The sequence below is a fragment of the Sphaerotilus sp. genome (assembly GCF_034519685.1).
Classification (GTDB): domain Bacteria; phylum Pseudomonadota; class Gammaproteobacteria; order Burkholderiales; family Burkholderiaceae_C; genus Sphaerotilus.
The window spans coordinates 1,717,944-1,742,811 of record NZ_JAXHOF010000006.1 but is presented as its reverse complement, the minus strand read 5'-3'; the positions used below and the strand labels follow the sequence as shown (position 1 = coordinate 1,742,811).

Annotated in this window: 20 protein-coding genes; 11 read left to right on the top strand and 9 right to left on the bottom strand. The window is 68.3% G+C overall.

What is annotated here, in order from left to right; translation table 11 throughout:
• Positions 1 to 35 precede the first annotated feature (35 nt).
• Positions 36 to 2,237: a GGDEF/EAL domain-containing response regulator gene (locus U5O44_RS18835; RefSeq protein ID WP_322589934.1), complete on the top strand. Its 2,202-nt coding sequence runs from the start codon at positions 36 to 38 to the stop codon at positions 2,235 to 2,237.
• Positions 2,238 to 2,266: 29 nt separating this feature from the next.
• Positions 2,267 to 4,120, top strand: coding sequence for a sensor histidine kinase (locus U5O44_RS18830; protein ID WP_322589933.1), 1,854 nt, complete (start codon positions 2,267 to 2,269; stop codon positions 4,118 to 4,120).
• Here the strand turns inward: U5O44_RS18830 and U5O44_RS18825 are convergent.
• Positions 4,089 to 5,420 carry a mechanosensitive ion channel family protein gene (locus U5O44_RS18825; RefSeq protein WP_322589932.1) on the bottom strand — a complete coding sequence of 444 codons (1,332 nt, stop codon included), beginning with the start codon at positions 5,418 to 5,420 and terminating at the stop codon, positions 4,089 to 4,091. The genes U5O44_RS18830 and U5O44_RS18825 overlap by 32 nt on opposite strands.
• 89 nt (positions 5,421 to 5,509) lie before the next feature.
• On the opposite strand from U5O44_RS18825, the gene U5O44_RS18820 reads away from it, so the two are divergent.
• Positions 5,510 to 6,169: an RluA family pseudouridine synthase gene (locus U5O44_RS18820; protein ID WP_322589931.1), complete on the top strand. Its 660-nt coding sequence runs from the start codon at positions 5,510 to 5,512 to the stop codon at positions 6,167 to 6,169.
• Positions 6,170 to 6,197: 28 nt separating this feature from the next.
• Here U5O44_RS18820 and U5O44_RS18815 read toward each other — a convergent pair whose 3' ends face one another.
• From U5O44_RS18815 to U5O44_RS18805, 3 genes are all read right to left on the bottom strand, one after another.
• The gene (locus U5O44_RS18815) at positions 6,198 to 6,365 is read right to left on the bottom strand and encodes a DUF3149 domain-containing protein (protein ID WP_322589930.1); all 168 of its coding nucleotides are present in this window, start codon (positions 6,363 to 6,365) and stop codon (positions 6,198 to 6,200) included.
• A 298-nt stretch (positions 6,366 to 6,663) separates the two neighbouring features.
• Positions 6,664 to 7,170, bottom strand: a complete 507-nt coding sequence (locus tag U5O44_RS23080) for a serine acetyltransferase (protein ID WP_416222197.1) — start codon at positions 7,168 to 7,170, stop codon at positions 6,664 to 6,666.
• A 12-nt stretch (positions 7,171 to 7,182) separates the two neighbouring features.
• The gene (locus tag U5O44_RS18805; protein ID WP_322589929.1) at positions 7,183 to 8,388 is read right to left on the bottom strand and encodes a glycosyltransferase; all 1,206 of its coding nucleotides are present in this window, start codon (positions 8,386 to 8,388) and stop codon (positions 7,183 to 7,185) included.
• A gap of 254 nt (positions 8,389 to 8,642) precedes the next feature.
• Between U5O44_RS18805 and U5O44_RS18800 the strand changes: the two genes are divergently transcribed.
• The 5 genes from U5O44_RS18800 to U5O44_RS18780 all read left to right on the top strand — a co-directional run bounded on the left by U5O44_RS18800 (position 8,643) and on the right by U5O44_RS18780 (position 14,738).
• A complete protein-coding gene (locus tag U5O44_RS18800; RefSeq protein ID WP_322589928.1) occupies positions 8,643 to 10,019 on the top strand; it encodes an O-antigen ligase family protein in 1,377 nt (458 codons plus the stop codon).
• A gap of 132 nt (positions 10,020 to 10,151) precedes the next feature.
• Positions 10,152 to 11,339, top strand: coding sequence for a hypothetical protein (locus tag U5O44_RS18795; RefSeq protein WP_322589927.1), 1,188 nt, complete (start codon positions 10,152 to 10,154; stop codon positions 11,337 to 11,339).
• A gap of 4 nt (positions 11,340 to 11,343) precedes the next feature.
• Positions 11,344 to 12,555 carry a glycosyltransferase family 2 protein gene (locus U5O44_RS18790; protein ID WP_322589926.1) on the top strand — a complete coding sequence of 404 codons (1,212 nt, stop codon included), beginning with the start codon at positions 11,344 to 11,346 and terminating at the stop codon, positions 12,553 to 12,555.
• Between the two features lie 78 nt (positions 12,556 to 12,633).
• Positions 12,634 to 13,731 carry a Gfo/Idh/MocA family protein gene (locus tag U5O44_RS18785; protein ID WP_322589925.1) on the top strand — a complete coding sequence of 366 codons (1,098 nt, stop codon included), beginning with the start codon at positions 12,634 to 12,636 and terminating at the stop codon, positions 13,729 to 13,731.
• Positions 13,728 to 14,738, top strand: a complete 1,011-nt coding sequence (locus U5O44_RS18780) for an NAD-dependent epimerase/dehydratase family protein (protein WP_322589924.1) — start codon at positions 13,728 to 13,730, stop codon at positions 14,736 to 14,738. Before U5O44_RS18785 ends, U5O44_RS18780 begins: the two co-directional genes overlap by 4 nt.
• Positions 14,739 to 14,753: 15 nt before the next feature.
• On the opposite strand, the gene U5O44_RS18775 is transcribed toward U5O44_RS18780, so the two are convergent.
• The 5 genes from U5O44_RS18775 to U5O44_RS18755 form a co-directional block, all read right to left on the bottom strand.
• Positions 14,754 to 15,260: a hypothetical protein gene (locus U5O44_RS18775; protein WP_322589923.1), complete on the bottom strand. Its 507-nt coding sequence runs from the start codon at positions 15,258 to 15,260 to the stop codon at positions 14,754 to 14,756.
• The gene (locus U5O44_RS18770) at positions 15,257 to 15,526 is read right to left on the bottom strand and encodes a hypothetical protein (RefSeq protein WP_322589922.1); all 270 of its coding nucleotides are present in this window, start codon (positions 15,524 to 15,526) and stop codon (positions 15,257 to 15,259) included. The genes U5O44_RS18775 and U5O44_RS18770 overlap by 4 nt, the downstream gene beginning before the upstream one ends.
• Before the next feature lie 252 nt (positions 15,527 to 15,778).
• Positions 15,779 to 17,623 carry a ferrous iron transporter B gene (gene feoB, locus U5O44_RS18765; protein ID WP_322589921.1) on the bottom strand — a complete coding sequence of 615 codons (1,845 nt, stop codon included), beginning with the start codon at positions 17,621 to 17,623 and terminating at the stop codon, positions 15,779 to 15,781.
• Positions 17,620 to 17,901 (bottom strand): FeoA family protein, encoded by a 282-nt coding sequence (locus U5O44_RS18760; RefSeq protein WP_322589920.1) that lies wholly within the window; start codon positions 17,899 to 17,901, stop codon positions 17,620 to 17,622. The genes feoB and U5O44_RS18760 overlap by 4 nt, the downstream gene beginning before the upstream one ends.
• A gap of 94 nt (positions 17,902 to 17,995) precedes the next feature.
• Positions 17,996 to 19,117: a glycosyltransferase gene (locus U5O44_RS18755; protein WP_322589919.1), complete on the bottom strand. Its 1,122-nt coding sequence runs from the start codon at positions 19,115 to 19,117 to the stop codon at positions 17,996 to 17,998.
• A gap of 72 nt (positions 19,118 to 19,189) precedes the next feature.
• Here U5O44_RS18755 and U5O44_RS18750 point away from each other — a divergent pair, with 72 nt between their 5' ends.
• The 3 genes from U5O44_RS18750 (at position 19,190) to U5O44_RS18740 (ending at position 24,857) form a co-directional block, all read left to right on the top strand.
• Positions 19,190 to 20,884, top strand: coding sequence for a right-handed parallel beta-helix repeat-containing protein (locus U5O44_RS18750; RefSeq protein WP_322589918.1), 1,695 nt, complete (start codon positions 19,190 to 19,192; stop codon positions 20,882 to 20,884).
• A 150-nt stretch (positions 20,885 to 21,034) separates the two neighbouring features.
• Positions 21,035 to 22,702, top strand: coding sequence for a right-handed parallel beta-helix repeat-containing protein (locus U5O44_RS18745; protein WP_322589917.1), 1,668 nt, complete (start codon positions 21,035 to 21,037; stop codon positions 22,700 to 22,702).
• 376 nt (positions 22,703 to 23,078) lie between these two features.
• Entirely contained in the window at positions 23,079 to 24,857 is a 1,779-nt protein-coding gene (locus U5O44_RS18740) for a right-handed parallel beta-helix repeat-containing protein (RefSeq protein WP_322589916.1), read from the top strand.
• The last annotated feature ends 11 nt before the right edge of the window (positions 24,858 to 24,868 follow it).

The following is a 24,868-nucleotide window of genomic DNA, read 5'->3' as shown; positions in this document are numbered from 1 at the left end:
CTGCGGTAGAGGATGACGGACTGAAAGTGCTGACCGTGGACGACGACGCCGTCTTCCGGCGCTCCATGGCCTTCGCGCTGGAGGGCTACCGCTTCCAGGGACGCGACATCACGCTGCTGCAGGCCGGCAGTGCCGCGCAGGCCCGCGCGCTGCTGGTGGCACACCCGGACATCGCGCTGCTGCTGCTGGATGTGGTCATGGAGCACGACGACGACGGTCTGCTGCTGGTGCGGCATGTGCGCGAGGTCATGGGACGGCGCGACATCCGCATCGTGCTGCTGACCGGCCAGCCCGGCCTGGCGCCGATGCGCGACGTGATGCGCAACCTCGACATCAACGAGTACTGGCACAAGCCCGACCTGGGCAGTGACCGGCTGGAGGCCATCCTCAACGCCAACCTGCGCAGCCACCAGTTCATCCGCGAGGCACTGCACACCCGGCGCCAGCTCGAACACCTGCTCGCCGCGGTCGACAGTGCCAGCCATGTGCCGGACCTGACCCGCCTGAGCCAGACCCTGCTGGAGGACGTGGCCCGCCTGCTCGGCCTGCCGGGCGCAGGTCTGGTGGCGATGTGGCCTGCCCACACGACGGCACCGCTGGTCATCGGGGCCACCGGCCGTTTCGCCGAACTGCAGGGGCGTCCGCTCGATGCGCTGAACGATCCGGCGCAGGTCCAGCGCATCGAGCTGGCGCTCACCCACCAGCTCGGCGCCCCCGTGCCAGCCGAGCATGCGCTGGACCTGCTCGTGCCGCTGCACCCGTCCACGGCCTTGCGCCCGGTGGTCAGCGCGGTGCAGGGCCATGGGGTGGATCTGGCCACGGCGTTTGCGCTGTGGATGCCCCGGCGCCAGCCACCCGCCCCCAACGAGACCGAGATGGTGCAGCTGCTGGTGGCCAACGTCGGGGCCCAGATGCACCGGCTGGAGCTGATCGCCAAGCTGGACCGGCTGGCCTACGAAGATCCGCTGACCGAGCTGCCCAACCGCAACGGCCTGCTGCGCATGATGCACGCCGCGGGCGAGCGGCTGTCGACCATGGTGCTGCAGTTCGAGGACGTGGACCAGTTCTCCAACCTCAACCTGATGCTCGGCTTCGAGACCACCAACCGGCTGCTGCAGGCACTCGCGCAGCGGCTGCGGGACCAGGCGGGGCCCGAGGTGCTGGTCGCACGGGTCGACAACGACACCTTCGCGCTGCTGGGGCCGCCCGACAAGCTCGACACGCCGCTGCACCGCCACCGCAGCGAGGGCATCACCGTCAGCGACGGGCATTTCTCGGCCGTGCTGCACCTGAGCGGGGCGCGGGTCGATCTGGCGCTGTTCCAGGGCTCGCCCGAAGAGATCCTGTCCACGGCGCGCTACCTGCTCAACGATGCCAAGCGGCGCGGCTGGGGCCAGGAAGTCGCCTACCGCCCCGGCATGGAGGCCGCCGCGCGTGACAACTACCGGCTCGGCCAGGCACTGCATGAAGCCTTGCGGGCCGGCGAGATCCGCATTGCGCTGCAGCCCCAGGTCTGGCTGCGCGACGGCAGCCTGAAAGGCTTCGAAGCGCTGGCCCGCTGGACGGACCGCAGGGGGCAGGAGGTCTCCCCCGTCACCTTCATCGCGCTGGCGGAGGCCTCCGGCCACATCACGGCGCTGTTCACGCAGGTGCTGCGCCAGTCCTGCCATGCCTGGCGGGTGCTGGAGGCGCTCGGGCTGGGCCACCTGCGCATCGCGGTCAACCTGTCGGCGCTGCAGCTGGCCACGCCGAACCTGGCGCAGGACATCGCCAGCCAGTGCGCCGAACAGGGCGTGCCACCCGACGCCATCGAGCTGGAGGTGACCGAAAGCGCCGTGATGCTCGACCCGGACGGCGCTGCCGCACAGCTCACCGGGCTGCGGCGGTTCGGATTCGAAGTGGCGCTGGACGATTTCGGGACCGGTTTTTCCTCGCTGGCACGGCTGCGCAGCTTCGATCTGGACTGGGTCAAGATCGACCGGGCCTTCCTCGGCGAGATCGGCCAGCGCCCGGACCATGAAACCCTGCCCGACATGATCGTCACGCTGTCGCGCCAGCTCGGCCTGAAGTCGCTGGCCGAAGGCGTCGAGACCGAAGCCCAGCGCCTGTGGCTGGCACGCAGCGGCTGTCTGGCGGCCCAGGGGCGGCACATCGGCGAGCCGATGCCGGTGGCTGCGCTGCCGGACTGGCTGCGCCGCCACGGCCACCTGCCCCTCCAGCCGACTGCGGCCGATTGAACGCCGCGCCCCTGCCTGCGGCTGCGCCCGTGACAGCGCCAGCGCCGAGCGCCCTGTGGAGGCGCGAAGTCCGGGTGCTCGGCCTGCGCCTGCTGCCCTGGGTGATCGTCGTGTGCCTGGCCGGCGCGCTGGGCTATCTGCGTCTGCTGGATCTGCGCCTGACGCCGCTGCGCAATGCCGCGCGCCTGCTGATCGAGCAGAGCATCGCGCTCACCGGCAGCGAGCTGTCCAACCTCTCGCGCGATGCGCTGGTGCTCGGCCAGAACCCGGCGCTGACCTCGGCCATCAGCGCCGACAACCTGGGCGCGGCCGGCACGGCGCTGCTCACCTTCGCCCGCGCCTCCCGCCCGTATGCCCGCATCGCCTGGGTCGACGAAACCGGTCGCGAACGCAGCCGTGTCGACAACACCGATGGCATCGCCACGCTGGTGGAGGCTGCGCGGCTGCGCCGCAGCGGCGTCGAGCCCTGGGCGCAGACCTTGTCCGATCTGCTCCCCACGGAAGCGCGCTTCACGCCGCTGGACTTCCGCGATGGCACGGTGCGCCTGCGTGCGGCCTCTCCGGTCTACGACGGCCGCGGGCGCCAGCGCGGCATGGTGGTCGTCACGCTCGACCTGCGCCGGCTGCTGACACAGATCCAGGCGCTGGAGGCCGCCGGCATCGAGGCGATCCGGCTGTTCGGGCCGGACGGGCGGCTGGTCGAAGCCGGCTCCGTCACCCCCGGACTGCCCCACACCGATCCGGCGCTCTGGCAGCTGATGCAGGAACAGGGCCGCGGCCGACGCGAAGGCGCCGAGGGCATGTGGCATTTCCAGGACTTCCTGCCCACCGAACCCGGACCGGGCCGGCTGGCCGCCGCCACCTGGTACTTCATGGCCCAGGTACCGGCCGACACCGTCGGCCATCTGCGCAGCACCAGCGCCTGGCAGAGCGGCGGGACCAGCGCGCTGCTGCTGCTGCTGGCGGCCTGGGCCACCTGGCGCCGGCGCCAGATCGAGTGCGAACGCGAGCGTCTGCTGGCCGATCTGCAGACCAACCACCAGGCACTGGCGGCGGCCAAGGCCGAGTCGGAAGCCTCGCTGGAGCGCCTGCAGCACCTCCAGGCCGAGCTGGTGCAGGCGGAAAAGCTGGCCTCGCTGGGTCTGTTGGTGGCCGGTGTGGCGCATGAGCTGAACACGCCGCTGGGCAGTGCCAAGGTCACCGCCTCGACGATGACCCGACGGCTGGACGACGCCCTGCAGAGCGCGAACAACGGCACCCTCAGCGCGGCACAGGTGCGCGCCGTGCTCGACAACCAGCGCGCCGGGCTGGACATCGTCGACCACAGCCTGGGCCGGGCCGGTCAGGTGATCCGCCTGTTCAAGCAGCTGGCCGTGGACCGGGGCACGGTGGAGCGCCGGGTGTTCGCGCTCGACGACGTGCTGAGCGATGTGCAGCGCCTGCTCGCGGCGCGCCAGCTGGCACCCCAGATCCCGCTGCACATCGACTCGGCGGCCGGCCTGTTCCTCGACAGCTACCCCGGACCACTGGGGCAGGTGGTCGAGAACCTGGTCGGCAATGCACAGCTGCACGCCTTCGACCCGGATGGTGCATCGCCAGAGCGCACCGTGCCCGCCGAAATTCGTGTCAGCAGCCAGCTGGACCCCCACAGCGGCCTGCTCCACATTGTCGTCAGCGACAACGGCTGCGGCATCGATGCGGCCGTGCTGCCCCGCATCTTCGACCCCTTCTTCACCACCCGGCGCGGCCGTGGCGGCACCGGCATCGGGCTGCACCTGTGCCACCACTTCTGCACCCAGGTGCTGGGCGGACGGGTCACCGTGAGCACCAGCCCGGGTCAGGGGAGCCAGTTCACCGTGCAGATCCCGCTGAAAGCCCCGTAGTCGCCGCCGCCGGAACGGCCTGCGCATCGCGCCCCTCCGGCCAGTGGACCACCCTCTGCGGATACGGAATGCAGATCCCTTCGCGCCGCAACAGGTCGAGCACGGCCAGGTTGACAGCCGAGCGCACATTGCCCTGGCCATTCTCCGGGTCCGAGATCCAGAACAGCAGGGTCAGCTCCAGCCCGTCTGCGCCGAACGCCGAGAGCTGCACCGCAGGCCCGGGCATCTCCAGCACGCGGGGGATGGCTGCGATGGTCGCCACCAGGCGCGGACTGAGCACGGCAATGTCGGTGGTGTAGTCGACGCCGACCACGGTGCTCAGGAGCACATTCCGGTCGGTCATCGACAGGGTCTGCACCGTCGTGGTGATGAGGGTCTCGTTGGGCACGATGGCCTCGCGGCCGGACGGCGCACGGATCACGGTGTAGCGGGTCGTGATGTCGGTGATGACGCCCTCGAAATCGGCCACCCGGACCATGTCCCCGATCCGCAGCGCCCGCTCGGCGAGGATCACGAAGCCGCTGACGTAGTTGGCGGCGAGCTTCTGCAGGCCCAGGCCGATGCCCACGCCCAGCGCACCGCCGAGCACCGACAGGGCCGTCAGGTCGATCCCCACCGCCGACATCGCCAGCAGCAGCCCGATGGTCAGCAGTGCAGCCCGCAGTGCATTGGCCGCCACCTTGCGCAGCGAGAGCTGGGCACCGACCGCGCCAGCCAGCAGTCGGGCCTCCAGCGCCGCAGAGATCCACAGCGCCACCATCAGCACGAAGCCGGCCGACAGCGCGCCCTCCAGAAGCGTGCGCAGGGTGATCGGGTGCGCACCGACCTTCCACTGGATCTGGTCGAGTTCGTCCAGCACGGCGGGCAACACGCCCGTCACCCATGCCGCCACGCCCAGCCACGCGAACCACGAGATGGTGCGCTCGGCCGCTTTCACCAGCGCAGACCCCGGAAACGCCAGACGCAGCACCCGCACGCTCAGCCGGATCAGCGCCAGCGACAGCAAGACCGGAATGGCCACCCGGAAGACGGCCAGCGGGTGCCCCAGGTCCAGCAGCACCCGCCGGCTGGCATAGGCCAGCGCCAGGGCCAGCACCGGAAACAGCACGCCATCGACCACATGGGCACCGAACCAGATCGAGCGCGGGTCTGGCTCTTCCTGGACACCGCGCCGCAGCCCCCACACGATCAGCCAGGTCACCAGCAGCACGGAGGCCAGCACCCCCAGCTCGACCAGCGACGACGGCCGCGCCAGGGACGCCAGCAGGGTGGACAGATCGGCGACAGGAAACATCGGCATGGCGAGCGGTCGGGCAGTGGCAACAGGACAGGGATTCTGACGCCTGGCCCATGAACCTGCCGTGTCGGGGTGTACGCGACAATCCCGCCATGCATGTTCCGTCCGACGATCCAGGTGCCGCAGGCGACATCGACCTTCTCCACGTCGACGAGGCGCTGATCGTGGTGCGCAAGCCGCCGGGGTTGCTGTCCGTGCCGGGCCGCGGCCCGGAGCGGGCCGACTGCGTCTCGGCGCGGGTCCAGCAGCGACTGCCGGAGGCACGGGTGGTGCACCGGCTGGACATGGCCACCTCGGGACTGCTGCTGATGGCCCGCGGCGCCGAGGCCCAGCGCAGGCTCAGCGCCGCGTTCGCCGAGCGGCGGGTCGCCAAGCGCTACACGGCCGTGGTGGCCGGATGGATCGAGGCAGACCGCGGGGAAGTGAACCTGCCGCTGGTCTGCGACTGGCCGAACCGGCCGCGCCAGATGGTGGACCATGTACTGGGCAAGCCAGCCCTCACCCGCTGGCAGGTCGTGTCACGGCACGAGACCATGACCACGCGGGTCGAGCTGGAGCCTGTCACCGGACGCTCGCACCAGCTGCGGGTCCACCTGCAGTCGATCGGCCACCCGATCGTCGGTGACGAACTCTATGCCCCGGCGGTGTGGCAGCAAGGCTCCACCCGCCTGCTGCTGCACGCCTGCGCACTGCAGCTGGAGCACCCGACCAGCGGGCAGTGGCTGACGTTCAGCGATCCGGCGGCCTTCTGACCGGCCTTCTGAGCGGCCGGCCGTCCGATCAGACGGGCCGCCCCTCGCGCGCCGCGCGCTCTGCGGCCGCAGCGTCTTCACGGATGTTGCGCATGAAGAACCGGTAGAAAAAGACGCCCATGCCGATGGTGATGGCTAGGCCGATGGCGCTCATGAGGCCATAGTCGGTCGAGAAAAAGTCTTGAAGGGCATGCATGGTCGGCTCCTTTTGTCTGGACCAGGCCACCATCACAACGCCGGCACGGCCGATGCACGTTGCGGTGAATCAAACGGCAGGGGGCACCGGCCCGGAGTCGGCAAAAAAAATGCCCCCGGGTTGATCCAACCAGGGGGCAAATGCTCTGATGCGCCGACCAGCAAGGCCGTGAAACCATCGATCGACAGGGCAAGACTATCGCGGCAGCGGCCGGTACGCACTAGGGAATGCGTTGATGCAGATCCGGGGGGTCTGTGGATGCGTGCAATCCTGACGCAATCGCCCACCGATCGGCCGACTAGCGCGGCGGCCGGTTGCGCGCCGGGATGCCCAAGGCCGTGTGACCGGCCGGAACGTCCTTCAGCACGACGGCATTGGCCCCCACGCGCACGCCATCGCCCACCTGCACGCCACCGATGATCTTCGCGCCCGAGCCGACGAAGATGTCGTCGCCCAGCCGGGGAAAGGCGCCCCGGTTCTCGCCGATGACCACGCCGCTCTCCAGCCACACATTGCGCCCGCCGCGCACGCTGGAGTTGATGACCACGCCCACCGGATGGATCAGCACGAAGCCCGGTCCGAACTGCGCCTTCACCCCGATCACGCAGCCGTTGAGCCACTTGTTGACGATGTGCGGCAGCAATGCCAGCGGCGCCAGGCCGAGGCGCGCCAGCCAGGCCTGCAGCCGGTAGAGCGCGTTGGCCAGCGTGCCGTCGGCCAGCACCACCTTGAGCAGCGAGACGGGCGGGCCGCCCTCGCCATAGAGCACCTGCTTGGCCCGCAGGTCGGACAGCAGCAGTTTCATCGCCGGCGCACCTCAGTTGTCCTTGACCTGGGTGCGGAAGTCGACCAGCGCCAGGATGTTGTGGCGCCACTGGCGCTCGCGGGCGATGTAGGCGCGCGCGGCCTGGCCGACCCGCTGCAGCGCGGGCAGGTCGCGGCTGCGCTGCAGCACCATGCCGACCGCGCTTTCCAGATCGCCCGCCTTGAACAGCCAGCCGGTCTCGTTTTCCTTGACCACTTCCTTGATGGGAATGAAGTCCGGCGCGATCGGCGCGATGCCGCAGGCCATGAACTCGAACAGCTTGACCGGCGAGGTGTAGTCGCCCGCACTCGGCAGCACGGCCATGTCCATCGCCGCCAGCAGACCCGGCACCTCGTCGTGCGAGACGCGGCCGGTCAGGATCACCTGCTGCTCCAGGCCGTTCTTCGTCACGAAGTCCTGCACGGTCGGGAAGGTCGCGCCGTCGCCGACCAGCAGCAGCTTCAGGTGCGGATTGGCCTTCAGGCGGTCGGCGATCTTGTAGACGAACTGGTCGATCGCATGCCACGGCACGAAGGCGCCCAGGTAGCCGCACACCACTTCGCCGTCCTTCAGCCCCCATTTGGCGCGGGTCTCGGCGCGCTGCGCGGGTGTGAAGCTGAACTTGTCGATGTTGGCTGCGTTGTGCGAGACCAGCGAGGGCGCGATGTGGCCGTGCGCCTTGGTCACCCGGTCACGGAAGGCACCGGACACGAACACCAGCCCGTTGGCCCGGCGGAACACCCAGCGCTCGATCATCGTCGCCAGCTTCAGGAAGAACAGCGGGCGCACGCGGTAGACGGTGGCCGAGTCGTTGACCTCCAGGATCACCGGAATCTTGCGCGCCCGGCCGATCATCACGGCCACGAACATGTAGAGCGAGTAGCGCTCGTAGATCAGGTCCACGTCCTTGTAGGCGTTCAGGTACTCGCGGATGCGGAAACCCGCCATCAGGTTGTAGCCCAGCTCGACCAGCTCGAACAGGGGTTCCGGCAGGCTCGTCACCCACTTCATCCAGGGGCGCGCCTGCTTGGTCGGGCTGAGTGCCTTGGGGCTGGCGTAGGGGTCGGCGCCCGGCAGCGAAATGATGTCGACGGTCACGCCCTCGGCGCGCAGTGCGTCGGTGATGCCACGGATGTGGACGCCTTCGACGGCCTTGCCCTGGGTGCGGTGGTGGTAGAGCACGCGGCGCAAGGGAGGAAGGACTGCAGGCTTGTTCATGGAAGGAAGTGGGTTTGCATGGTCACGCGTGTACGCTCATCGGCACGCGGCCCGTGATGGTAAGCGCGTAACTCGCTGTCACCATCCGCCGAACAGCGGTGCTGCGATGTTTGTGCAACAGCACGCGGTACCCACTAATTCCAATTTAAGACCTCCAGTGCCGCCGACCCGCGGGTCCGTGCCGGGGCGTCACATGCCGGACCGGCAGAAGCCGGTACGATCGAGCCTTTGCGCAAGAACAACGGTCTTCGACAATGAGCTTCGCGGTTTTCCTGCTGTATGTGTTCCTGAGCTTTTTCAGGCCGATCGAGCTGTTCGCCCCTGATCTGGCCGAACTGCGCCCGATGCTGGTGCTCTGGACCATCGCATTCGTGCTGGCAGCGGGCCGAGCGATGGCGCGCAAGGAAATCGCGGCCCGCGGCACGGACTTCAAGCTCCTGTTCGCATTCATGCTGTTCCTGGGCGTGACGGTGGCGCTGAATGGCTGGGCCGGCGGGGCGTTCACGGCCATCAACCAGTTCTCCACTTCGTCGATGCTGTTCGTGCTGGTGGCGCTGAACGTGACGACACTGAAGCGGCTCAAGTTGACCTGCGCGGCCGTCGTGCTGTCGATGCTGGTGGCGGCACTGTTCGGCATCCAGGCCTTCCACACGGGCAGCTACGCGGAACAGCTGGTTCTGCGCCAGAACGCTCCGCTGGCGGATGACATCGACCCGACACGCATCTCCGCTGCAGTCGCGGCGCAAGCCATCCCCGCCCAGGACAAGACCGGCTGGTTCCTGTGGCGGGTGCGTGGCCAGGGCTTCCTGAGCGATCCGAACGACTTCTCGCAGGTGCTGGTGATGTGCCTGCCCCTGCTGTGGGCGCTCTGGCACAAGGGCAGATGGCTGCGCAATCTGCTCTACGTGTTGGCGCCGGCGTCGGTGATGGGCTATGCGATCTACCTGAGCCAGTCGCGCGGGGCCTTGCTGGGGGCAGCGTCGCTGCTGTTCTTCGTGGTGCGCGACTGGCTGGGCACGACCAGGACGACGGTGCTGGGCGCACTGGGCGGAACGGCGTTCCTCGCGGTCAGCGCCGTCGGCGGGCGCGGATTTTCCTCACAGGAACAATCCGCGGGTGAACGCATCGAGGCCTGGTCCGTGGGCCTGGAGCTGCTGAAATGGCGCCCGATATTCGGTGCGGGATATGGCAATTTCACCGACCACCACCACCTGACGGCACACAATTCCTTCGTGCTGTGTTTCGCCGAACTGGGCTTGATCGGCTATTTCCTGTGGATCGGCATGATTGTGCTGACCTACAAGAGCCTGTCCGTCGTCATCGACTGCATGCCAACCCGCAATCCCAACCGGCAGATGGCGGAGCTTCTGCGCAATTCGCTGGTCGGTTTTCTGGTGTGCGCCTGGTTCCTGTCGCGTACCTACCAGCCCGTGCTGTATTTCCTGCTGGCGCTGTGCGTGTCCGCCTGGTACTGCGCCACACAGTCTCCCGGCATGACCGACCGCGATTCACCCAGCTACGCCCGGACACACGACATCAAGTGGGTCAAGAGCACCCTGCTGATGATGGTTTTCACAATATTCGCAGTTAAGGCCTTTGTGGTTTCTCACAGCTTCGGCCGCGGCGGATGAGCTTCAGCAAATGGGGGTCTTCCCGGACCCGCAGGCGATGCTAGAGTTCGGCCGGTCTGGTTTTCCCGGACATTCGCCATCCGTTCGTGCGTTGGGCACCGGCGCGGATTCTCACCCAATCAAAAGGCTCCGATGAGTGTCCTGCTTGTCCTTCTAATGCTGCTGGCGGCCATCGCCGGCATCGTGGCGATGTTCATCCGCCAGCGCAACATCCAGACCTGGCTGGCCAGTTACCTGAAGCAGGATTGGCGGGCTCCGGCCCCTGCCGGCGTGACGAAGCACGTGATGTTCTGCTTCGTCGACCACTACGAGCCGATGTGGAAGCAGCCCGACTACGCCACCGAATGCAAGCGCGTGGCCCGCTGGCGCCAGGAGTATCCCGCCCTGTGCGCGCCGTTCAAGGACGCCGATGGCCGTGGCCCGATCCACAGCTTCTTCTATCCTGAAGAAGAATACCGCCCCGAGCACCTCGACCAGCTGGTGGAGATCTGCCGCATGGGCCTGGGCGAGATCGAGATCCACCTGCACCACGACAAGGACACGGAAGCCGGCCTGCGCGAGAAGCTGCGCCGCTTCACGCAGCTGCTGGTCGATCGCCACGATGCGCTGCCGGTCGATCCGGTGACGAAACAGCCGCGCTGGGCCTTCATCCACGGCAACTGGGCGCTCGACAACTCGCACCCGCACGGCTTCGGCTGCGGCGTCGACAACGAGCTGATCGTGCTGCGGGAGGAAGGCTGCTACGTCGACTACACCTTCCCCGCTTCGCCGGACCCCTGCCAGACCTCGACCATCAACAAGATCTACTACGCCAAGGACGACCCGCACGCCTGCAAGTCGCACGACACCGGCGTGCGCGTGAAGGTGGGCGGCCAGCCCTCGGGCGACCTGATGCTGATCCAGGGGCCGCTGGGCTTCAAGTGGAGCGACCGCAAGTTCGGCATCATCCCGCGCATCGAGAACTCCGACATCCGCACAAGCTGCCCCCCGACACCCGACCGCGTGGACACCTGGATCGAGACCGGCATCCACGTCGAAGGCAAGCCGGAATGGGTCTTCGTCAAGATCCACACCCACGGCACGCAGGAGCGCGACATGGACACGCTGCTGGGCGAGCCGATGCGCCGTTGCTACGAACACCTGCACGCGCACTACAACGATGGCAAGGACTGGAAGCTGCATTACGTCAGCGCCCGCGAGATGTACAACATCGTCAAGGCCGCCGAGCAGAACCTGCCAGGCGAGCCGGGCCAGTACCGCGATCTGGTGATCCCGCGGCCCGGCTACCGCGACACGACCCCCACCCCCACGAAGGCCTGACCCGGTGCTGCACACGCTGCTGGCCGCCGTCGCCATCGGGGGCGTCATCGCGGTCCTCTACTCCTATGCGCTCTACCCGGTGGTGCTGTTTGTCATCGGGTCGATCAACCAGGGTCTGCGCGATGTGGGCTTCGTGTTCCGCAAGGGCGACCGCCGCATCGACGCCGGCCACGCCGAGACGGATCCCGACTGGCCGCCGGTGGCCGTGGTGATCTCGGCGTACAACGAAGAGACGCACATCGTCGCGCGCATCGAGAACCTGCTGGCGCTCGATTACCCGGCCGACCGCCTGCGCGCCTACATCGGCTCCGACGGCAGCCGCGACCGCACGGCCGCGCTGATGGCGCAGTTCCAGGACGAGCCACGTGTCGTCGCCTTGCCCTTCGAGGTCAACCGCGGCAAGGCCAGCGTGCTCAACGACCTGGTGTCGCGCACGGTCGAGCCGATCGTCGTCTTCTCGGACGCCAACACCTATTTCGAGCGCAGTGCGCTGAAGCGGCTGGTGACGCGCTTCCAGGATCCGAAGGTGGGCGGGGTCACGGGCGAGCTGCGCCTGATGGGCAACGATGGTGACAACCAGGACAGCCTGTACTGGCGCATCGAGCAGTTCCTGAAGTTCTTCGAGGCCCGCATCGGCGCGCTGCTCGGGGCCAACGGCGCGATCTACGCCATCCGCCGCGAACTCTGGCAGCCGCTGCGGCCAGACACGATCTGCGACGACTTCTGTGTGGCGATGAACGTCTCGGCCGCTGGGCACCGCCTCGTCTACGAGCCGAAGGCCTGGGCCGAGGAAGACACACCCGAGCAGATCGGCGAAGAGGTCAAGCGCCGCATCCGCATCGGCATCGGCAACTTCCAGGCGCTCGCCCGCCACCCGCAGTACCTGACACGCACGTCGCTGGCCACCGCCTTCGCCTATGTCTCGCACAAGGTGCTGCGCTGGACCGCGCCGCACCTGCTGCTGCTGGCACTGGCGGCGTCCGTGGCGCTGGCGGCGCTGCAGGGCTCGGCGGGCTGGGCGCTCTACGCGGCAGCGCAAGCGCTGGCCTACAGCGCGGCGTGGGCCGGCTGGCGGCTGACGAGCCGGGGGGTGAAGCTGCCGACGCTGGTCAAGCTTGCGGCCTTCCTGTTCGCGCTGAACTGGGCCTTCCTCGTGGCGTCGTGGCGCTTCGCGACCGGCCGCTACGCCGGCAGTTGGGGTCGCACCCAGCGCTGACCCGCCCGCTTCTGCGCTTCTGCGCTTCTGCCTTGGCAGGATTGTTTTTCCAGGTTTGCATTTCCAGGAGTCCATACCGTGCTACGGGTAGGCATCATCGGCTGCGGCAAGATTGCTGACGGCCACGTTGAACAGATCCGCGCCATCGGGCGCGGCGAGGTGGTCGCCGTGTGCGACCGCGAACCACTGATGGCGGAACAACTGGCCGTGCGCCTGAAGATCCCCGGCCGCTACGACGACGCGGCCGAGATGTTCGCCAAGGAGCGGCTCGACGTCGTCCACATCGCCACGCCGCCGGACTCGCACCTCTTCCTGGCGAAGATGGCCTTCGCCGCCGGCTGCCATGTGTTCATGGAAAAGCCGTTTGCGCTGACCGCCGCGCAGACGCGCGAGATCCTGGCGCTGGCCGCGCAGGCCGGGCGCAAGGCGGGGGTGAACTACCTCTACAACTACGAGACGCCGGGGCTGGAGCTGGAGGAACTCGTCCAGCAGGGCTCGCTCGGCGAGATCGTCCACCTCGACACCAGCTACGGCTACAACCTCGCCGGCGACTACGGCCTGGCCGTGATGACCGACCCGGGCCACTGGGTGCATCGCCTGCCGGGCAAGCTGTTCCACAACGTGCTCGACCACGTGCTGGCCAAGGTCATCCCCTTCCTCGGCGACGAGATCGACACCCGCGTGCTGGCCTTCCGCCGCCGCGGTCCGACCGGCTCGGCCATCGTGGACGCGATGCCGGACGAGCTGCGCTTCCTGCTGCGCAGCGGTGGCGTCACCGTCAGCGGCAACGTCAGCGCCCACGGCCGCCCGGTGCCGCACACGCTGAAGGTGGTCGGCACGAACGACTCGGTCGAACTCGACTACACCGCGCGCACGCTGATCCAGGCCTCGCGCTGGTCGGCGCCGAGCGCGCTGGGCCGCCAGTTCATGGCGTGGACGCAGGCCAGGCAGCTCGCCGCCAACGGTCGCCGCAACCTCACGCGCTTCCGCAAGTACGAGTTCCACTACTTCCAGTGCATGCGCGTGCTGCTGGACCGCTTCTACGACGCTGTCGAAGGCAAGGGCCCGGACCCGATCCCGCCCGAGCAGATCCTGCGCGTGTGCCGCGTGATCGACCAGATCGTCGTGGGTGTGGATGCCTGCATGGCCGAGCAGAACGCGAAGGAGGTCGCATGAAGATCCTCGTCACCGGCGCCGGCGGTTTCCTCGGCAAGCAGATCGCCCGCAGCCTGCTGATGCAGGGCCAGAACAACTTGCGGCTGCATTTCCGCAACAAGGCGCCAGCCGGCTTCATCGAATCGCTGCTGAAGGAGTTTCCGCAGGCGCAGATCGAGACGGCAGCCGCCAACCTGCTCGCCCGCGGCTCGTTCGACGCGATGCTGCAGGGCGTGGACGGCGTGATCCACGCGGCGGCCGGCATGAAGGGCGCAGCGGCCGACATGTTCGCCAACACCGTCATGGGCAGCCGCAACGTCTTCGAGGCGTGTGGCAAGACCGGCATCCAGCGCATCACGCTGATCAGCTCGTTTGCGGTCTACAAGACCGACGGGATGAAGCCGGGCGACACGCTGGGCGAGGACACCCCGATCGAGCCGGTCGGCGTGGACAAGGGCCCCTACGGCTACGCCAAGACGCGCCAGGAACACATGTTCATGGAGTTCGCGGCGCAGTACGGCTTCGAGACCGTGATCCTGCGCCCCGGCGTGATCTACGGCCCCGGCGGCGGGGCGCTGTCGCCGCGGGTCGGGCTGAAGGCGATGGGGCTGTTCGCGAGCCTGGGCAATGGCGCGCTGCTGCCGCTGACCTATGTCGAGAACTGCGCGGACGCGGTGGCGCGGGCGGCGGTGCATGCGCCGAGTGGCAGCGCGTTTGCCGTCACCGACGACAACATCCCGACCTGCCGCCAGTACCTCGACGGCTACCTGAAGCACGTGCAGAAGATGCGCGTCATTCCGCTGTCGTTCGGCGTGTTCATGTGGCTGTCGAAGAAGCTGGTCGCGTACAACCAGAAGTCCAAGGGCCAGATGCCCGCGGTCTTCACGCCTTACGTCGTCAAGTCGATGTACACGCCGATCCGCTACAGCAACGACGGGCTGAAGAAGATCGGCTGGACGCAGCGCGTGCCGACCGCCGAAGGACTCAGCCGGACGTACGCCTGGTTGAAGGCGCAGCCACCACGCTGAGCCAGCCCCGGCCTGTCAGCGCTTCCAGGCTTTGCCCAGCAAAAGGGCTGACAGAAATACCTTGGCGTTGTGGGTGCCGGCCACACGCTCCCAGGCTTGAAATGCGTCCTCGACCTTGGTGATCAACATGTCCACACCAATGCGGGTGAAACCGGCGGAAAGATCGTAGTCCGCGCGGTGCCGCTGGTCCTGCAATTCAACGAATGCTGTCGCGATCAGGCGCAAATCCGCTTCTACAGGCGTCGCGAGCAAAGCCGACAGGTGTGGGGGCGGTGTCCCCAGTGCCAAGTGCTTGCAAGCGGCCAGCATGTCGCCATGCGAGTAGGCCCGTGCCATCAGCCTGCGCAACGCCATCGGACTGCGGCTGCCGAAATGCGCAACGGAGGCCTCGATCAACAAGTGGAAGAGTGCGTAGTAGGCGGACGACACCGCTCGCCGCAGGCTCGCCTGTTTGGGACGTTTGCGCTCACGCCCACACAGAAAGGACGCCTGCTCCAGCAGATCCCGGGCCAACCCGGTCATGCAGCATCCACCACCGACAGATAGGGCCAGGCATGAATGTGTCGGCTCAGCAGACGCTGGCGAATCCGGTCGCTGAAATCGACCAGATGCCGGACCTCGTGCCGGGAAGGTTTGAGCTGATCCGCGACGTTCAGCACAATGAACACGGCGTCTTCCCCCGCTGCATCGGTATCAAAGCGATGTGACAACGAGCGGACCGAATCGGGCATTTCACGCCGGAACTCCGTCAGTACCGATTCGACAAGGGCTTCGTCAGTGTGGGTCATGGAGGCGTCCGGGCTTTGGAAGCGGTGCGTGAAATTCTAGCGTCGAACGGGGTGTGGCACAGGCAGCAGCCGGGCCACCGGCACCAGCACTGCATCCGCCACAGCCGCCCCCGCATCCGCCTGCAGCCGAGGCCGCCGCCCCCGCGCGGCGCCCGAGTTTCAGCTTGAGCACCCGCGTGGCGGTGTGCCACAGCGTCCAGCCGCAGGCCGCGGCGATCACGGTGGCTTCGAAGGCAGCGTAGATCGTCGTCGTCATGTCAGGGCCTTGGCGATGTGGAAGGTCAGGAACGCCGCGCCATAGGCCAGCGCGGTCAGGTAGGCGGCCGACAGCCACATCGTGCGCGCCGAGTTGGTCTCGCGGCGGATGACGGCCAGCGTCGAGATGCACTGCGGCGCGAACACGAACCACGCCAGCAGCGACAGCGCCGTCGGCAGCCCCCACTGCGCGCCGATCAGGCCGGCAAGCTGCTGCGTGGCGGCCTCGCTGGTGTCCGACAGCGCATAGACGGTGGCCAGCGCACCGACGACCACCTCGCGCGCCGCCATGCCCGGCACCAGCGCGATGCAGATCTGCCAGTTGAAGCCGAGCGGCGCGAACACCAGCTCCAGCGCGTGGCCGATCATGCCGGCGAAGCTGTAGGAGATCGCCGCCCCCGTGGCGCCCTCCGGCGGCGCGGGAAAGCTGCCCAGCCCCCACAGCAGCACGGTCAGCGACAGGATGATCGTGCCGACGCGGCGGATGAAGATGCGCGCCCGCTCCAGCAGGCCGATCGCCAGATCACGCGGGTTCGGCAGGCGGTAGGCCGGCAGCTCCAGCAGCAGCGGCTGCTCGGTGTCCTGCTGCGCGGAGAACCACCGCTTGAGCACCATCGACACCGCCACCGCGCTGGCGATGCCCGCGACGTACAGCGCGAACAGCACCAGCCCCTGCAGGTTGAACACCCCGCCGACGGTCGTGTCGGGGATGAAGGCGCCGATCAGCAGCGCGTACACCGGCAGCCGCGCCGAGCAAGTCATCAGCGGCGCCACCAGAATGGTGATGAGGCGGTCGCGCAGGTGCTGGATGCTGCGCGTGGCCATGATGCCCGGCACTGCGCAGGCAAAGCTCGACAGCAGCGGAATGAACGAGCGCCCCGACAGCCCCGCGCCGACCATCACCCGGTCGAGCAGGAAGGCCGCGCGCGGCAGGTAGCCCGACTCTTCGAGCGCCAGGATGAACAGGAACAGGATCAGGATCTGCGGCAGGAACACCAGCACGCCACCCGCGCCGGCGATCACGCCATCGGTCAGCAGGCCGCGCAGCGGCCCCTCCGGCAGCACGCCGTTCACCAGCCCCGTGAGCCAATCCATGCCCGCCTTGATGCCCTCCATCAGCGGCCCCGCCCACGAGAACACCGCCTGGAACATCAGGAACAGCACCGCTGCCAGCACCAGCGGCCCCCAGACCGGGTGCAGCAGCACGGCGTCCAGCCGCTCGTCGCGCAGGCTGACCGTGTCGTTGAAGGTGACAGCCCGGGCGAGCAGGCGCGAAGTCTCGGCGTGCAGGTCGCCGGGCGTGGCGACCGTCGGCCGCACCGGCACGCCGCGGTCCAGCAGGTCGACCAGCGCCTGCGCGCCGTCGTGCTGCACGGCGATCGCCTCGACCACCGGCACTCCCAGCTCGCGGGCCAGCGCCTCGCGGTCGATCTGCATGCCCAGGCGGCGCGCCTCATCCATCATGTTGAGCACCAGCACCATCGGCCGCCCCAGCGCCTGCACCTCCAGCGCGAAGCGCAGGTGCAGCCGCAGGTTGGTGGCGGACACCACGGCGATCAGCACGTCCGGCAGCGGCTCGCTGGCCAGTTCGCCCAGGCAGACGGCGCGGGTCACCGCCTCGTCCGGGCTCTTGGGCTGCAGGCTGTAGGCGCCGGGCAGGTCGAGCAGGCGGAACCGGCGCCCGGACGGCCCGGCGAAGCGCCCTTCCTTGCGCTCGACCGTGACGCCGGTGTAGTTGGCGACCTTCTGGCGGCTGCCGGTCAAGCGGTTGAACAGCGCGGTCTTGCCGCAGTTCGGGTTGCCCACCAGCGCCAGGTGGGTCACGGCGAGCGCGGTGTTCATGCCCGGACACCCGGTGCGACCGAGGCGACCTCCAGCATCACGCGCTCCGCCTCTGCCCGCCGCAGCGCGAACCGGGTGAAGCCGAGCTGCACGGCGATCGGCTCGGCGCCCAGCGGGCCGTGGGCGATCACCCGCACCCGCTCACCCGGCACGAACCCCAGTTCTTCGAGTCGCTGCGCCACCCGGTCATCGCCCGAGCGGGGCACCACGGCGGCGATGCGGGCGCTGGACTGGCGGGGCAGGTCGCGCAAGGACAGGAGGAGGGGAGCGGAGGTCATGCACCCATCCTAAACGAGAATCGTTTGCAACAAGACACGGGCCGCCCAGGCTCACCAGCAAAATCGCAGGCAAATCGCCCGGACTTGATCCAGATCAGCGGCTTCGGGCGGTGTCGTAGAACTGCTGGCAGGTGCGGCCGAGGTGGTCGATCGACCCGTGGGCGCGCACCCAGTCGCACGCCGCCTGCCCCATGCGCTCGCGCAGCGCCGTGTCCCCGAGCAGCGTGTCCAGCGCCTGCAGCAGCGGCCCGCCCTCGCCCGGCGGCACCAGCAGCCCGCTCTCGCCGTGGCGCACGATCTCCGGATTGCCGCCCACCGCCGTGGCGACGATCGCCAGCCGGGTCGCTGCCGCCTCCAGCAGCGCGATCGACAGGCCCTCGGTCAGCGACGGCATGGCGAAGATGTCGAAGCCGGGCGTCAGGTCGGACACGTCCTTGCGCTGCCCGGTGAACAGGATCCGGTCGCCGACCCCGCTGGCCTGCGCCTTCGCCCGCAGATCCGCTTCGAGCGGCCCGCTGCCGACCAGCGCCAGCCGCAGCGACGGGTGGTGCTGCAGCAACGCTGGCATCAGCGCGATCAGCAGCGCGTGGTTCTTCAGCCCGACCTGTCGCCCGACCGCGCCGACCAGCAGCGCGTCCTGCGGCACCCCCAGCCGCTCGCGCGCCACACGCCGCCGCTCGGGCGTCCAGCGAAAACGGTCGACCGGGATGCCGTTCAGCACCGTCGTCGCCAGCGCCGCCGGCACCATGCCGCTGCCCACGTAGCGGCCGTGGACCTGCGAGCCGACCATCGCAAAACCCTGCGTGCGGCCGATCGACCAGGTGAAGAAGCGGCGCAGGCGCGGCTCGCGGTCCAGTCGCAGGCCCATGTCGTGCAGGCTGCACACCAGCGTCGGCCGGCGCCACTGGCCCCAGGTGGCCGCGGCGGCGTGGTAGTTGGGCACGAAGTTGTGCGCGTGGATCACCTCGATGCGGCGCGCGGCGATGGCGCGGCGCAGCCGGCCGATCAGCGCCAGATCGAGCCCGTCGCGCTTGCCGCCGACGATGACCTCGATGCCGGCGGCTTCGAGTTCGGGTTTCAGCCCTTCCGTGTGGAGCAGGCTGAACACGCAGACCTGGTCGCCGCGGCGCTTCTGTTCGATGGCGAGGTCGGTGACCACCCGTTCGAGGCCTCCGAATTCGAGCGAATCGACAATGTGCATCAGGCGCATGGACATGGAGAGAATCGGGCAGTCGAGAATGGCGGGCATGCTAGCGCAGCCGCCCGCTCGCCCATCGGAGAACCCGCCATGCCCCATCCCAGACCCCCTCGCCCAGCCGCCTTCGCCTTGCAGATCGCCTCGCTGGTCGGCCTGTGCCTGCCCGCCACGCCCGTGCAGGCGCAACGGGTCGTCGTGCCGACATCGAACAGCGGCGTGCAGACCTCGGGAGGCCCGAGCGCAGAGTCGGGCCAGTTCCTCGGAGAACTCGGTGTGCCCGCAGCCGAGGCGCCAGCCAGCCCAGGCAAGCCGGGTGACTCCCCCGCTTCGGTGCCGGCGGCAAGCCCTGCGCCCTGGCCTCCGGCGCCCGTCGAGCCCGCCAGCGCAGATGGCTGCTCCAGACCGCTGACCGGCTCGGGCACGACCTACCATGTCGGCCCTGGCCAGCCGATCACGGAGCTGACGGATGTGCCCTGGCTGTCGCTGCGCGCCGGGGATGTGGTCAACATCTACCACCGCGCCGAGCCCTACCGCACCAAGATCGGCCTGCGCGCCCAGGGCACGGCCGACGCGCCGGTGGTCCTCCACGGCGTGACCGACGCGAAGTGCAACCGCCCGGTCATCAGCGGCCAGAACGCCGTCACCGCCCGGGATGCCGTGGCGGCGGGTTTCTTCAACAAGCAGTACACCGAGCCCTACGGGCTGATCTTCCTCTACAAGTCGCGCGAGCAGGCCTGGGGCAGCCGCCCGAAGCACATCCGCATCGCCAACCTCAAGCTCACCGGCGCCCACAAGGACAACCGCTACACCGCCCAGGACGGCAGCACCGGCACCTACGTCGGCGGCGCGGCCGCCATCTACGCCGTCGTCGTCGAAGACCTGACGATCGAGAACTGCGAGATCACCCGCAACGGCAACGGCGTCTTCGTCAACAGCAAGTCCGAGGACGAGGCCAGCCGCGGTGTCTTCATCCGCCACAACCGGATCTGGGACAACGGCAATGTCGGCAGCTGGTTCGAGCACAACCTCTACATCCAGACCGCCCGCGCGCTCTACGAGGGCAACCACATCGGCCAGCTCATCCCGGGCGCCCGCGGCTCGTCGATGAAGGACCGCTCCAGCGCCACCGTCGTGCGCTACAACCACATCGTCGCCTCGGCCCGTGCCATCGACCTGGTCGAGATCGAAGGCGGGGTGCGGCAGGTGCTCAAGGATCCGCTCTACCCGGATGCCTGGGTCTACGGCAACCTGATCGTCAACGACTTCCGCAACCTGGGCCAGTCGTCGGTGAAGCTGATCCACTGGGGTGGCGACAACGACGAGCGCTATTTCCGCCAGGGCACGCTGCACTTCTACAACAACACCGTGCTGCACACGAGCACGCAGGCGCAGGCCTGGTACATGGCGCTGTTCGACATGCCGACCGGGCAGCACAAGGTCGATGCCCGCGCCAATGTCTTCGTCAACCAGGGCACGACGCAGATGCGCGTCGGCCATGAAGCCGGGACCATCGAGTTCAACGGCACCAACTGGATCAGCCGCGACTGGGCCGAAGCCGGGCCGACCTCGCTGGTCAGGATCGCCATCAAGGGCAAGCTGCTGAGCCAGCCCGCGGCGGGTCTCGGCCCCGACGGCCGGCCGCGCGCCGGGGCTGCCGGCACCGACCTGGCCGAGAGCGTAGACGACCTGCCCGCAGTGGGCCACCAGTTCGCCGAACCGGCGGGCATCGTGCGCCGGACCCGCACCGGTCGGGCGATGGACCTGGGTGCCTTCGAACTGAAATAAGAAACTGAAACAAGAAATAGCCGGCGAACCCCCTCCAGTTCCCGCGGGCACCGCCGATAGCCCCTGAGCCGAGGTCCGGACGACAGCACATCAAGTTCCGATGTGCGCCCGGACCGTGTGGACTCCACACCAGGCCCAGGAGGTTGTCTCATGTCCTGCCACCATCCCGTCCGGTCTGTTTTCCTCGCCCACGGCGCGGCCTTGCTCGGTGCCACGCTCCTGGTGGGCACCGGCCAGGCACAAGGGGTGCGCGCCACCACGGGCGCCGTGCGCCCGACCACCACGACCGCCCCCGCGCCGCGGATCGTGACCGTGCGTCCGCCAGTGCCCAGCCAGGCAGCGACACTGCCCACCCCGAGCGCCCTCGGCCTCAGCCCCTGCGTGGCCTCGGGCCGCGGCACCGACTATGCGGTCGGCCCGGGTCTGCCCTATGCCAGCCTGGACGCGGTCCCGTGGGAGTCGCTGCGCGCAGGCGACACCGTGCGCATCCACCACCGCGACACCCCCTACCGGAGCAAGTTCCTGCTGGCCGGGCAGGGCACGGCCGAAGCGCCGATCCGTGTCTGCGGCGTGCGCGGGCCGAACGGCGAGCGCCCGGTCATCGACGGCAGCGGCGCCACCACCCGCGCGACGCTCGGCCCGCTCTACAGCCACACCCCCTACTACAGCCATGTCCACCAGGACCGCACCGTCATCGCCATCAAGACGCTGGCCACCGACGCCTGGACCGCCTACCCGCGCCACCTGCAGATCGACGGGCTGAAGATCACCCGCGGGCATCCGAGCTACCGCTACCGGACGGCCGCCGGGGTCGAGCGCGCCTACGCCCCCTTCGGCGCCTGCATCTGGATCGACCGCGGCCAGCACATCACCATCGCCGACAACGAGATCACCGACTGCCAGATGGGCATCTTCAGCAAGTCGACCGAGGATGGCGAGTTCGCCGTGACGCGCCACCTGCGCATCGCCGGCAACCGCTTCGCCGGCCACGGCATCGCGGGCGACTGGCATGAACACAGCGTCTATCTGCAGAGCGTCGGCACGGTGGTCGAGTTCAACGACTTCGCGCCCTTGCGCCCTGGCGCACCGGGCAACGCCATCAAGGACCGCTCGGTCGGCACCGTCATCCGCTACAACCGCATCGAGGAAGGCGCCCACGCGATCGACCTGGTCGAGGCGGAAGACTTCCCCGGCGTGGCACTGAAACTGCCGGCCTACCGGGAAACCCATGTCTACGGCAACCAGATCGTCAAGACGGGCGACACCGGCAGCGTCATCCACTACGGCGGCGACCACTTCGGCAGCGCACCGGGAGCCAACTGGGGCGAGCCGCTGTTCCGCAAGGGCACCCTCTATTTCTGGAACAACACCCTGCTGCTCAAGGGCACGCAGGCCTGGGTGTTCCAGATCTCGACCACCGAAGAGCGGGTCGAGGCTTGGAACAACGTCATCCACTTCGCGCCGTCCGTGGTCCAGCGCAACCTGCGCATGAACCAGGAAGTGGCGCCGCCGTGGGAGGGCGGGGGCGTGCTGAACCTGGGCGTCAACTGGATCAGTTCGGGCTGGCAGGACATCGACATCTGGCACCGCGTCGGTGGCTCGGTCAGCGGCACCCACCAGTTCATCACCGGCGGCGACCTGCCAGTCGACGCCACGACGCTGCAACCGCTGGCGGGCTCGACCCTGATCGACCGGGCCGCCACTGCGCTGCCAGCGGTCTCGGCACACCCGCTGCTGTGGCAGCTCGATGCCCACCGACGCCCCATGACACGCCCCGTCCACGGCGTCGGACGTGATCTCGGCGCGGTCGAGCGCTGAAACCCGCTGCGCAGCGGCGAATGCACCGTCCGTGCCGGTGCCGCAGACGATGCAAACCGACATCGTCTGCAACGGGAGGTGTGGAGTTGCGGCAATCCAGGGCAACGCCGGTCAGACGGGCCGACTACGCCCTGTGACCGCTGGTTGCAGCCTGCGCCACATCCAAGCCGATGCGCGTGACACAGCACACGATCCGGGGGCGAAATCTGATTTTCCTGCCCCCGCGAATAAGTGGAAAATTTACAAAACACAGGCAAATCACGAACATTTGTTGCGCAATTGACCTGGTTACAGTAAAGAAAATTGCTTACTGGCGCATCCAGGGTGCCCACCTATCTTCGCTGCCATCCCTGCAGCAACCCCGAAGAAGGACCCGATGGACCAGACCAGAACAGCACATGTGCGCACCCTGTGGATCGCAGCCGGCTTGGCGCTGACCGGCGGACTCACCGCCTGTGGCGGCGGGGAATCGGGCACCGTGCTCGACGTCAGCGGCGCACCGGCACCCGTGGCAGCACCCAGTCCGAAGCCCATCGCTTCACCTGCACCTTCGCCGGTCGCCGCTCCCATTCCGAAACCCGTGGCCACGCCGGCACCGACGCCAGCGCCGGCGCCAACCCCCGTTGCGTCTCCCAGTCCGACGCCCGTTGCTGCGCCGACCCCTGCGCCGACCCCGGCACCGCCGGTGGACGGCCTCGCGCTGACCGCCTGTGTGGCCTCCGGCAAGGGCGTCGATTACCAGGTCGGTCCGGGCAAGCCCTACACCACGCTGGATGCCGTGCCGTGGGAAAGCCTCAAGGCCGGCGACACGGTGCGCATCTTCTATACGGCCACGCCCTACAAGGGCAAGTTCATGGTCGCGGCGAAGGGCACGCAAGCCGCCCCGGTCCGCATCTGCGGCGTGCGCGGCCCGAACAACGAACGCCCGATCATCGACGGCAACGGCGCCACCACCCGCACCGCACTGGGCACCGCCTACGGCAACACGACGGAAACCCGCGACATCCACCAGGGCCGCACCATCATCGCCATCAAGGCCCATGCCAGCGGCACCTACGCCGACTATCCGACCTGGATCACGATCGACGGCCTGAACATCCGCGCCGGCCATCCCAACTACAGCTTCAAGAACGCCGCTGGCGCCACCAAGACCTACGATCCCTTCGGCGCCTGCATCTGGGTCGACCGTGGCCACAACATCCTGATCGCCGACAACGAGATCAGCGACTGCCAGATGGGCATCTTCACCAAGTCCAATGACGAAGGCGCCTTCGCCCAGACCCGCGACATCCGCATCGCCGGCAACTACCTGTGGGGCCACGGCATCGTCGGCGACGACCACATGCACTCCACCTACACCCAGAGCCTGGGCATGGTGATCGAGTTCAACCGCTACGGCCCGCTGCGTGCCGGCTCGCTGGGCAACTCGGCCAAGGACCGCTCGGCGGGTCTGGTCGTGCGCTACAACCGCATCGAGGGCGGCGCCCGGGCCATCGACATGGTCGAGGCGGAAGACTTCCCCGTCACCGCGCTGGCCACGCCCGCCTACCGGACCACCTTCGTCTACGGCAACCAGATCAAGAAGAACGGCGACGAGGGCAGCTTCTTCCACTACGGCGGCGACCATTTCGGCGCACCGGCCGGGGCGAACTGGGGCGAATCGCTGTTCCGCAAGGGCACGCTGTATTTCTTCAACAACACGGTCCACGGCACCGGCAAGGGCGCGCGCATCTTCCAGATCTCGACCACTGAAGAGACGGTGGAGGCCTGGAACAACGTGTTCTGGTTCGATGGCACGGTGACGGAGCTGAACCTGCGCCAGGCCGAGAACGACTCGCTGGCCAAGACCTACACGCCGGACGGCATCCTGAACCTCGGCGTCAACTGGATCCGCACCGGCTGGACCGACACCACACAGTGGAAGACGCTCAAGGGCCAGGTCAAGGGCACCGCCAACCTGATCGCTGGCAGCACCCTGCCGTTTGATGCGGCGACCTTCATGCCGCTGGCGGGCACGGCACTCCTCGACGCCGGTCAGGCAGCCCCGGCGGGCGCCGCCGCCCACCCGCTGACCTACCAGCTCGGCAGCAACTTCCTGCCGCAGGCCCGGACCGTCAAGGGCAGCAAGGTCGACCTCGGGGCGGTCGAACGCTGATGCGCCAGCGC